This is a genomic window from Luteimonas sp. 3794 (genome assembly GCF_031456825.1).
Classification (GTDB): Bacteria; Pseudomonadota; Gammaproteobacteria; order Xanthomonadales; family Xanthomonadaceae; genus Luteimonas.
This window is the reverse complement of record NZ_JAVDVJ010000009.1, coordinates 59,564-69,299: the sequence shown is the minus strand read 5'-3', so window position 1 is coordinate 69,299 and position 9,736 is coordinate 59,564. Positions and strand designations below refer to the sequence as shown.

Annotated in this window: 13 protein-coding genes; 6 read left to right on the top strand and 7 right to left on the bottom strand. The window is 60.2% G+C overall.

The window, feature by feature from the left end; all coding sequences use genetic code 11:
* The first annotated feature begins 30 nt into the window (after window positions 1-30).
* The 3 genes from J2X52_RS12765 to J2X52_RS12755 all read left to right on the top strand — a co-directional run bounded on the left by J2X52_RS12765 (window position 31) and on the right by J2X52_RS12755 (window position 2,464).
* Window positions 31-588, top strand: coding sequence for a hypothetical protein (locus J2X52_RS12765; protein ID WP_310153917.1), 558 nt, complete (start codon window positions 31-33; stop codon window positions 586-588).
* An 84-nt stretch (window positions 589-672) separates the two neighbouring features.
* Window positions 673-1,755 (top strand): hypothetical protein, encoded by a 1,083-nt coding sequence (locus J2X52_RS12760; protein WP_310153914.1) that lies wholly within the window; start codon window positions 673-675, stop codon window positions 1,753-1,755.
* A 178-nt stretch (window positions 1,756-1,933) separates the two neighbouring features.
* Window positions 1,934-2,464: a hypothetical protein gene (locus J2X52_RS12755; protein ID WP_310153911.1), complete on the top strand. Its 531-nt coding sequence runs from the start codon at window positions 1,934-1,936 to the stop codon at window positions 2,462-2,464.
* A 1,449-nt stretch (window positions 2,465-3,913) separates the two neighbouring features.
* Here the strand turns inward: J2X52_RS12755 and J2X52_RS12750 are convergent.
* From J2X52_RS12750 to J2X52_RS12740, 3 genes are read right to left on the bottom strand one after another with little or no spacing between them, the layout of a single operon-like run.
* Complete coding sequence (locus J2X52_RS12750; RefSeq protein WP_310153908.1) at window positions 3,914-4,225, bottom strand: helix-turn-helix domain-containing protein; 312 nt, start codon at window positions 4,223-4,225, stop codon at window positions 3,914-3,916.
* Window positions 4,206-4,616, bottom strand: coding sequence for a hypothetical protein (locus J2X52_RS12745; RefSeq protein ID WP_310153906.1), 411 nt, complete (start codon window positions 4,614-4,616; stop codon window positions 4,206-4,208). Before J2X52_RS12745 ends, J2X52_RS12750 begins: the two co-directional genes overlap by 20 nt.
* A gap of 5 nt (window positions 4,617-4,621) precedes the next feature.
* Window positions 4,622-4,969 (bottom strand): hypothetical protein, encoded by a 348-nt coding sequence (locus J2X52_RS12740; RefSeq protein WP_310153903.1) that lies wholly within the window; start codon window positions 4,967-4,969, stop codon window positions 4,622-4,624.
* A gap of 198 nt (window positions 4,970-5,167) precedes the next feature.
* Between J2X52_RS12740 and J2X52_RS12735 the strand changes: the two genes are divergently transcribed.
* The gene (locus J2X52_RS12735; protein ID WP_310153901.1) at window positions 5,168-5,731 is read left to right on the top strand and encodes a hypothetical protein; all 564 of its coding nucleotides are present in this window, start codon (window positions 5,168-5,170) and stop codon (window positions 5,729-5,731) included.
* Between the two features lie 24 nt (window positions 5,732-5,755).
* Here the strand turns inward: J2X52_RS12735 and J2X52_RS12730 are convergent, their stop codons facing one another.
* From J2X52_RS12730 to J2X52_RS12715, 4 genes are all read right to left on the bottom strand, one after another.
* Window positions 5,756-6,346 carry a hypothetical protein gene (locus J2X52_RS12730; protein ID WP_310153896.1) on the bottom strand — a complete coding sequence of 197 codons (591 nt, stop codon included), beginning with the start codon at window positions 6,344-6,346 and terminating at the stop codon, window positions 5,756-5,758.
* Window positions 6,343-6,720, bottom strand: a complete 378-nt coding sequence (locus J2X52_RS12725; protein WP_310153894.1) for a hypothetical protein — start codon at window positions 6,718-6,720, stop codon at window positions 6,343-6,345. The genes J2X52_RS12730 and J2X52_RS12725 overlap by 4 nt, the downstream gene beginning before the upstream one ends.
* 571 nt (window positions 6,721-7,291) lie before the next feature.
* Window positions 7,292-7,570 (bottom strand): hypothetical protein, encoded by a 279-nt coding sequence (locus J2X52_RS12720; protein ID WP_310153890.1) that lies wholly within the window; start codon window positions 7,568-7,570, stop codon window positions 7,292-7,294.
* 118 nt (window positions 7,571-7,688) lie between these two features.
* A complete protein-coding gene (locus J2X52_RS12715; RefSeq protein ID WP_310153887.1) occupies window positions 7,689-8,219 on the bottom strand; it encodes a hypothetical protein in 531 nt (176 codons plus the stop codon).
* 192 nt (window positions 8,220-8,411) lie between these two features.
* Between J2X52_RS12715 and umuD the strand changes: the two genes are divergently transcribed.
* Window positions 8,412-8,891 carry a translesion error-prone DNA polymerase V autoproteolytic subunit gene (umuD, locus tag J2X52_RS12710; RefSeq protein ID WP_310153885.1) on the top strand — a complete coding sequence of 160 codons (480 nt, stop codon included), beginning with the start codon at window positions 8,412-8,414 and terminating at the stop codon, window positions 8,889-8,891.
* A complete protein-coding gene (gene cho / locus J2X52_RS12705; protein ID WP_310153882.1) occupies window positions 8,875-9,735 on the top strand; it encodes an excinuclease Cho in 861 nt (286 codons plus the stop codon). Before umuD ends, cho begins: the two co-directional genes overlap by 17 nt.
* Window position 9,736: the final 1 nt, after the last annotated feature.

Here is a 9,736-nt window from a genome sequence, read left to right as displayed (position 1 = left end):
TACTGGAAGCGGTATGGCGGTTGGAGTTGCTTGATCACGTCCCCATTTTTCCTGGCAGCTTGGGTGCTGACACTGCTATGTGCTCCCTACTGGTGGAATGGCAACTGGTGGGATCTGAGTGCGACGGTTATACCCGCCGTCTTGGGCTTTTCCATTGCGGCATTTGCCCTGCTGCTATCTCTGGGAGATGACAGCTTTAAGCTTCGATTTGGTCAGATTCGGGTGGAGGGCAAGCAGTCCACCCTAACCAACATCGCTACGTCGTTCTTCCATTTCATCGTCATCCAAGCTGTGGCGCTAGCAATTGCCTTCGTGGGTGGGGCGAGGATCATGTCTGCGGTGCTTTCGATGGCGCCGGAGGGCTCTTTGGCTCCTTGGGCCAATTTCGTGTTTATTGCGGTCGCAAAGGGGTTTCGTGCCGTTGGATTCTTCTTCCTTGCATATTCCCTGATGTCCGCCTTGGCCGCTGCTTTGTCTATCTACCGCATGGCGTTGATTTACTCGACGCACGCTACGAAAGAGTTGCGGAGGAGAGCTGAGGCAGAAGCCAAGCAGGCCGCTCAGGCCGCTCAGGCCGCGCCGCCGTGATCTGTCAACTTCCGCTCTTTGGGGCTTCTCCAGTCAGCTAGTACCCTTAAAGACCAACAGCGCTTAGGGCGGTCGGCGATGGCAATGACCTCTATCAGTCGAACGGATCTCTTCCGTCTAGTGTGGTCAGATTCGCTCGGCAAGGTCGGAGCAAGGTTTGGTGTCTCCGACGTGGCGGTTGCCAAGGCCTGCAGGAAGCACGGCGTACCGTTGCCGAAGCAGGGGCACTGGGCGCGCGAGGCGAAGAGCCGCGATCGAAAGCCCAAATTGCCGCAGGTTAGAGAAGCTTGGTTGGATACGGTCTACTTCGACCCGCCGCCCCCAAGGGATCCCGCACTTCCTGTTCCTGAGTCTCAATCTTCGATTGAAGTCGCGGTAGACCTGTCGAAGTGCAAGCCGATCGTTCGGACGACGCACCGGGTGCTGAGGAAGGCATCGGAGGACAAAGGGCTTCTGATCAAGCCACGCAACGAGGTTGCGCTCGATCTGCGCGTGTCGAAGACGAGCCTCGAACGGGCACTGCTGATCTTTGACGCGATCATCCGGGCTACTGAGGAACGAGGCGGAAGGTGGGAGGTGACTGCCTCCGAGACGCGGCTGCATGCGCTGGGCGGCTCAATCGAAATCAACATGCTTGAGAGCCGTGATCAGAGCTTCGTTCCATCAGAGTATTCCTGGCTATCAAGAGAGCAGAGGCTGACTGGTAATGGAAAGCTGGCCATCCGGAGAGGTAGCTACGAGTCCAGTGTTTCAGCGTTGCGTGACAGTCCGAAAAAGCCTTTGGAGAGCAAGATCGCCGACACCGCGACTGCGCTTCTAGAGCGTTGCGCTCGCGATCGAGAGGCGAAGGAAGAACGGGCCAGAGAACACTTGAGACACGAGCAGAAGCAGGAGGCCGAACGACAGGCCGCACGTCTGAAACAGGAAGAGACAATCCGCCTGGAGCGGCTGATCCTGGCGGCACGCGCTCATGAGGATGCACGGCTAATTCGCGAACTCTGCCGATCCACTGAGTCCGCGGAAGGCTTAGACGAAGAGCGCCGGTCATGGCTGGTGTGGGCTCACGAGGAAGCGGCCAGGTTGGATCCGATCGGCAGGGTTGGCAATCCCAGCGAACTCTCAGTGACCGAGCAGGATCGATGGGAAGCTCAGCGAAAGAAGAGCTAGCTTTGATCGCTGCTGTCGTCAACTTTGCGCTTGCGAGGCTTGTAAGGTCGAACCCGTGCCGCGCTCAGGTTCACGCCCGGAGGCAACTGAGCGCCGCAAAGCAGAGGCTATGAGGATAGAGGCAGAATGCGCGACTCTAGACTTCCATTCACCAAAAATTCCGCAGGTAAGAGCAGAGATGAACTCAGGGGACCTGTTGGCGCTTTACGAGAGGATGGATCACCGCGAGCAAGAAGCACGAAATAAAATAGACTCACGACTACAGCTCGAGCTCGCGGTGCTGACGGTGCTCGGAACAGCGAATGCCTACATACTACTCAAGGCAGTAACTGATGAAGCCGCCGGGACAGCATGGTTCGCGATCTTTTTGGTTTGCTACGTTGTGAACGTCGCGCTCTTCGTCGCAAGTTGCTTTCACTACGTACGAGCGTTGTGGGGGCATGACTATGAGTGTTTGCCGACAGCTCGCAAGATTGAAAAGTACTGGCAAGAGCTTGGTTCGTTCTATACGACGGCATCGAATGTGGCAGAGCAGGAGATGGACGCGGCCGTCCGTGAGTATTTTATCAAGTGCGCTTCGATGAACGCAGAGGTCAACACGCTGCGTTCCCAGCGCCTGCACCACAGTATTTCCTACGCCGTGTATTCGCTGCCGATGTGCTTCGTTTCCGGGACCATTTCGGTAGTAGCATCGTGGAACACGAACTGATGACTTCTATCTCATGAGCCCTGATTTGCCTGATAAGCGCGATGACGAAGGTCCGCGATCCCCCCCTGAACCGCCACCGACGAGGACTATCAAGGAGGATCATCCGTTAAATCCCTTTGGGTCCAGAGACGACAGCGATGAGTAGTTCCAAAGATTCAGGCCCAAGGCCTCCGGGCGGTGGTCAGTCTGGTGTTCAGCAGCGCCCAGTTCCGCCTCCAACGCGCTCCGTAAAAGGTGGGCTCATCAAGCCGAAGTTGCCGCCCTCCCCTAAGAAGAGAGGGTAGCCTGCAGTCAGGAGGCGAACGCAGCCTAGGCTCTCGGGTCGCCTTCGTGCCGCGTACGTCGGCACTCAGCGGTGCTGGCCCTCTAGACCCTGCGTAGCGTCGAGCACCGCTCGAGGCCAAGAGGCACCGCCTCCGACACAGTTGCGTTCTTTGGTTATCCCCGTCAGGCCAGCTATCCGGGCGTAGCACCGCTACGCGCGGCCGAGGTGGGGGAGTTCAAAAGCTTGGTCAAAGGGCACCTCCTTTTTGTCTCCCGCTTGGCGGGATCTTTGTTCTATCACCCTTTGGATGAGTTGGCGACCTGCCGCTAAAGAATTCAGTGCGGCGATTGCCAAGCTCAAGGCGTACGTTGGCCCGACAAGGCGCTGGAAGACCTGGCGCGGTGGGCACCTGCCGAGCGGAGGCGAGCGGCATAAGCCCAAGCCAGTTAGACGGGATCGTCTCCGACAGAAAATACGGGCACCGAAACGGGGCTCGACCTTGGTCTCCCTAACTGCGTTCTTCTTGGCCTGTTCAAGGACTTCCAATTGGCGCCTGACCATAGCCGCAGCGTGGCGTTGATCTGTTTCTTTCCCGGCGATGAATGTCTCGGTGAGCAAAAGCATAGTTCTTACCGACGCGGCAGCGGTTTGTACTTGGACGGCCAAGGTGGGGCTCGGTATGTCGAGATATCCGATTGAGTCGTAGGTGTTGGAAACGTGCCTGAGTGCAGACGCCGTCAGCACGCTCCCTTGGTGCTTGCCTTCGAAGTACTCAAGAAGGCGTGTCGCCGGGAAGGTTGAGTAGCTGATCAGCTCGACCATCGCGCGGGTTCTTCTCCGGCTCTCCACGTACCTCTGCCACCAAGGAAGCAGGCCCGCTACAAGAACAGCAGCGGCGGACATAAACGCTTGCGCCCAAGCGGCGGCGTTGTCGCCACCTCCTAATGAGATGGTCATTCCGGCGTCCATGCATGTTTCTCGGTTGGTGGGCTCAGAGCATGAGGTGCGGCAATTCCGCTGACAAGCATGTGTGAGCGCTAGGAGAGCAGGGCAGCCGAGCGGGGTTTTCACTCAGTTACTTCACCTCATCGCCTCTTGGCAGGGGACATCAGACGCAATCGCCGCCGCGCCCCCCGAGTGCGGTGGTCCGGCTGCCAGATCGTGCTCATCGTCGAATCACGCTATCAACGGCCTTTGCGAAACGTTCTGAGTGCCAGCAGGTGCGCGTCACTGCGAGACAAGGTTTGTTTGATGCTGGCGGCGGAACGGCTGTTGGTCGCTGACCTAGCTACCCGAATAGCTTTACCGTCGCCGCAGTTCGCAGGGGTACGACACTGCTGCAAATACTCGTCAATGATCTCGTCTGTGTATCGGATGATGCGTGTCCCAATTCTGATGGGGCAGACACGGCCAGCAATGCGCTCGCGCGCAAGGGTCGCTTTGCTGATTCCCAAGCGTTCCGCCGCTTCGGTCTCACTAAACAGTGGCGTCGTCATCTTCTACATCTACATCGCAAACGCATTCAGAGCACAGCCAAGGGATCTTCATTGCCGGAAGTCCGTAGTAGTGGTCCTGAGTGCTGAGTCGAAAAAGCCTCCCGTAACCGGAGCAGAGACGCTTGAACCGATAGCTGGCGGTGATCTTCAAGTCCGGCTTTCCGAACTCATTTCCATCGGGATCCACCCAGGTTCGCGTGTAGAACGTACGCTCTGGGTAGGTGCCCGGCTTATGGACGCTAACGCGATTCAACAACATGCGTCCCATGCCGTCCGCTTCCAGATGACTCTGGAACTCCGCCAAGCAGGTCATCATTCGCGATCCTGGCTTCCACGGAAATGGGCCACGCCGTGGACGATGGAAAGGGAACTCCACTTCAAAAATGTCCATCGGGATCACTCCTGCGGCGATGCGCGTCCGCAGTTGTAACAGCGCCGGAAGTCCGAGAGTTGGTTTCCGCGGATCACACGCCCTGTCTGCAGGAAGCCTGTTGGGCCACCGCAGCGGTCGCACCCCTGGTCGCCTTCATTGCGCTGCCAGCGGATCAGGCGGTACATGAAGTGGCTGTAGGACAGAGCAGCGAAGCTCATAGCGGCCAAGCCCGCCCAGCGGAAGGGTTCGAAGACCTCAGCGCCGAGTGGCGTGGCCTGCATGTTGCCGGCCGCCCACATGATCACCAGCGCGACAAAGACCCCCAGCGCCGGCAGCCGTGCCCCTCTTAGTAGAACCATGCTCCAGTTCATTCCCCACCTCCTCTGTGAGGGCTGAAGGTTGCTGGACGGTTGTCGCGTGGGGTGAGACTCAGCGGACCAGCGCAGGCGGTGCGGCGAAGATGGTGCCGCAAGGGTCGGCCGCGCGCCTGGCGCTGCGAGATATTACGGTTTGTTGGGCTTCGGCTAGCATACCGACGTCGGCCCGCCGGGCCTGGATTGGCACGCGGCATGACTGAGCAGGAGGATCTGGACCGCACGATGGCTGCGCTAAGCCTGAGCCGCCAGATTCTTTTCCACGCGCTCGCGGGCTATCGGCTCATGGCAGAACCGGAGCAGCCTGGAGCGGTGCACACCCTTCACGTAAGGGAAGACGCGATCACCTTCCTGCCATTTGACAGCTCTGGGACGTCTTATCGGTTCATCTTTCAATGCCGTGACCTGACTCCCTGGGCTGATCGGGTCGTCAAGCAAGTCGCTCGACAGATGGTGATCTCGTCTATCCATGACACCTGGGGCTTCGCGATTCGCAACCGGCGGAAAGATGAGCTCGCCAACGCACCCGCGCTGCTAATGGCGCGGCACATGCGTAACGCCTATGTCCATGACGGCGGCTGGCGGTTTGAAAGCTCCATGGTCGAACCCTTGAAATGGAAGAACCGCGAGCTGCGCCGCGACATGGTGGGACAGGATCCAGACGAACTCATAACGCTGCAGGACAAGCTTCAGATGTGTGCGGAGTTCCAGATCCTGCTGCTGCGCGCGCCTGGCTACGAGCACAGCTTGGGGCAGTGAGGCCCGCGCTCGGAGATCGCCTGGTTAAGCCTGAGGATCATCTGGCCATCTGCGGCCGCTGCCGCTTCTTAGGAAGAGGCGTGCAACGACATTCCAGAGGCGGACCAGCCACCGCGGCACTCTACTTGTACCGATGGAAGCCCGAGCGATGTCCTGTAAATCGTGTCGTGCCGCGATCGCCAAGTTCCTAACCTCGTTGGCATGAAATCGCTGCGCGGTCTCCCGCATGAGCTCGTCTACCTCGCCGCGAAGGTCGTCTACAAGGGCGCGATCACGTTGCCAAAGGCGGTAGTCCAGCTCGTTAATGCGTGCGCAGAATTCGTTGTCATGCAGTAGTCCGGCGATGGCGGTAAACCGTTCAAGTTCCGCCCGACTTGCGGAATCCGAACCCGATCCGTCGACACGAGTTGGCTCGTGCGAAAGCATCGCTAAGCGAAAATCTGCGGCCGCTTCGATCTGGTGGACGACGTTTAGGATCTCTGTGAATTGGTGATAGCGCGCATCCCAGAGGCGCTCGCTGCGAAATTTGCCGTAGGCCAGCTTCACCGCTACGAAAGCGCCGATCGAGCTGCCGAGAACCGAGAGCACAGCCGTCCAAATCTGGGCCTGAGTCATGACGCCTTCCAGCGATCGCCCATGCCCACGTACAGCGCGACGCGGTAAGCGAGCGAGTACACGAGCAGCGGGAGTACGAAGATGATGAGGAGCCCGAGCAGCCACTCCTTGTGCCAGTCAGGGGCGGCAGTTGCGAACTCGATCAGGCCGGATTTGCAGTCCCAGGTGGAGGTATGGCCGGCTAGATCCATTTCGACTCTGTGCCGAAAGCACTGTGCTCGCTGGTCGAGGACCACCATCTTGAAGATCGTGAGAGGCAACGCTAGGAGTAGCCCGACGAAACCGACGTTGGCCAGACGGTGCCACCAACGCTCGTTGAGGCGCTTCGAGTCCGGGAAGGCCGCCAATCGCTTGAAGATGCGCAGGATTCCCATGTCAACGTCCATGTGATCAATTGCCAAGATCGTACAGCGGCTAAAGGCTTCACAGGAGGCGGCGCTCCCTCTCGCTCCTAGCGGCGAGTTGGTGCTCTACGCGGTGATGCAGGGATCGTCATGCGGAAGCTAGGGAGCAAATCTAGGCACCCTACCGCTGGGCCTGCTCTTCGACCCATGCCCAGCAACCCTCAATGAAGGACTGAGAATTTCCGCTGCAGGAGCCGTTGTAGCTGATTCCGCGCGTGCGGGCCCATTCATAGCCCGCATGATGGCCTGAGCAGTCGGAGGTGCAGGAGTAACCACGAAATTCAGCGCGCGGCCGCGTCTGCACGACCGGGTACTGCGCTGCGGCCTTCATGTTCGGGATCATCCGCACCTCGCCTTGAACGAGATGGGGGTGAGGCGGACGGCTCACGTAAGTTCGCAAGCCGTCGAGGCTCGTGTAGGAGTAGATCCAGAGCGAAGGCGTGGTCGCGCTAGCAGACGAAGCCAGAACGACAAACGCAAGCGTTAAGGCGCGCATCGACCTGAACTCCGTGCAGAAAAGGCGTTTGAGCGAGTGTACGAGCTAGCGATCCAAGGACGCCATTGCCCACCCCGCCGCCAGCTCGAAGGCTGCCTGCGGGTCGGCCACCTTGGCGAAGGCTGCGCTGCTGCTCACTTCGAAGGTCCCGTCGTCAACGAGCCGCACGCTGGCTAGCGCAGGCGCTGAGTCGGCGCGGATTCTGTAGGCCTCCCACAACGACCGATCGAAGTGCTCGCCGCGTAGCGGGTTGCGCCAGCCCCGGTCGTTGTAGACCGAATCACCGAGCGATGGCATTTCGGCTAGGCCGGCGGGTGGAATCACCCTTGGCTCTCGAGAGCGGCGGAGGGCGGCTTTGGTGGCTTGTCTGGAAGGCATGCCGGCCATCATCCCCGCGTCGGTCGCACGGGCTGCGACGGCGTCGGCCACTGCCTACCTACGCCTAAGGATCGAGACCATCTACGAGCGCTGAAGCACCGTATTGACTCTTGAACGAGGTCTCACAAGCTTGAATTTCATCCTCAATTTGGCTCTGAAGCGAGGAGAAAAGCCTCTGGAGCGCTGGAATTCGCAGATTCAGCGGAGCGCGGTCAACTGGCTTGAACGCGATGGGGAATTCCCAGCGATGCCCCTCCCAGAAGCGCAGCGTGGGGTGCCTCACCTTCAGATCAGTGTGGGCATAGGCAGAGTCGCGATACGACTCGAGCATCTCGTGAAGCTCGAGATGCTCCTCCGCGACATATGCGAGCTTTTCCAATCGGATCCTGTAAGGCCGCGATCCATCTGACTGTCTGAAGCGAGAGTTGGCCCAGCGAAACGGACGCATGTACGCAAGAACAGAAACTTGAAGAAGAGTGCGTTGGATGAGGGGCCGGCTTTCGGTCTTCGCTTCCAGCACGAGGTTGAGCGCCTCGCTTGCGTCCGCCTCGGCGAACCGCAAGAACACGTAACGCTCTTGCGCTGCATCTTCCACGGCTAGTCCTCTGGGTATAGCCCCCGGCGCGAAAGCCTACAGGTGAACAGCAGCATGCGCTGGGCGTAGGCGGAGCGATAGCGTTGGAACGCGATGTCGGGTTGAAGCTCATGTGCCCTTTGAGAGTAAGCCCTAGTCTCATCCCGCGAGACGGCGTAACGGCACCTTGCGCACCGTCGCTGGAGCCTTTCCATGTTCACCCTGATCGATTTCCCCGCGTCGTTCGCGGGCTACGCCGCTGTCGACTCGCCGCCGTTGTATCTCCCGCTGGGCGCGGTCCCCGCGATGCTCGGATTTCCATCGCCGGCCGAAGACTTTCTTGAGGACGAACTGGACCTCAACAAGCTTCTCGTGCGGAACCCGTTGGCCACATACATCTACAAAGCTGCCGGGCACTCGATGGCGCGCGCTGGGATCCTCGATGGCGACCTGCTTGTGGTCGACCGATCGATCACCCCGCAGAGTGGCAGCTTGGTCATGGCGGCCTGGGAAGGCAACCAGCCAGCCTGCAAGATCCTCCGCATCTGCGAGCACCATATCGAGCTGCACTCGGCCAATCCGGAAGTGCCTCCGATCATCATCGAGGCCACCACTGAGGTGGAGGTGTTCGTGGTCGTCAGCATTGCGCGCCAGGTAAAGCGTGCATCGGTGCCCCGTGCGGCCCGTCCGTGATCGCAGGCGGGAAGCCGCCGCACTCTACGAGTACCCAGAGCACCTGCGCCCTGAGATCGACGCGCTGCCGCGCGCGCCGGGCGTCTACACGTTCATGGGGCCTGAGGATGACGTGCTCCCGCTCTACATCGGCAAGTCGATCGATATCCGCGGGCGAGTCATGGACCACTTCCGTACGCCCGAAGAGGCCAGGCTCCTGCGGCAGTCTCGCCGCATCAGTCACATCCGCACGGCGGGCGACATCGGCGCCCAGCTTCTCGAAGCGCAGATGATCAAAGCCACCCATCCGCTCTACAACCGCAAGCTCCGCCGCACAACACGCCAATTCTCGATCGCGCTGCACCTCGGAAAAGTGACCGTGGTGAACTCCGCTGAAATTGACCCGGCTCGAGCGCCGGTTCTGTACGGCCTACATTCCAGCCCGCGCGCAGCTATGACCGCGCTGCGCCGCCTCGCTGACGAGAACCGGCTCTGCTACACGCTGCTCGGCATCGAGCGCGGCACGCCGGGCCGTCCGTGCTTCCGGGCAATGCTCAAGCAGTGCGCCGGCGCGTGTCATGGCGGCGAGACGGTCGGCGAGCACGAGGAGCGCCTGCGTCTGGTGTTGGAAGATCGCCAGGTGGCCGCGTGGCCCTTCAATGGCGCCATCGCCTTGGAGGAGCGTGGCACCGACATGCGCCAGTACCACGTCGTGCGCGACTGGCAGTACCTGGGCAGTGCAACCACGCTCACTGCGGCCCGTCGCATCCGCGGCAGCACCGGACAGTTCGACCGGGACGCATACCGCATCCTCCGCGCGCCCGTCTTCGATGGTGCGCACCGCATCGTGCCGCTGGTCGCCTGAC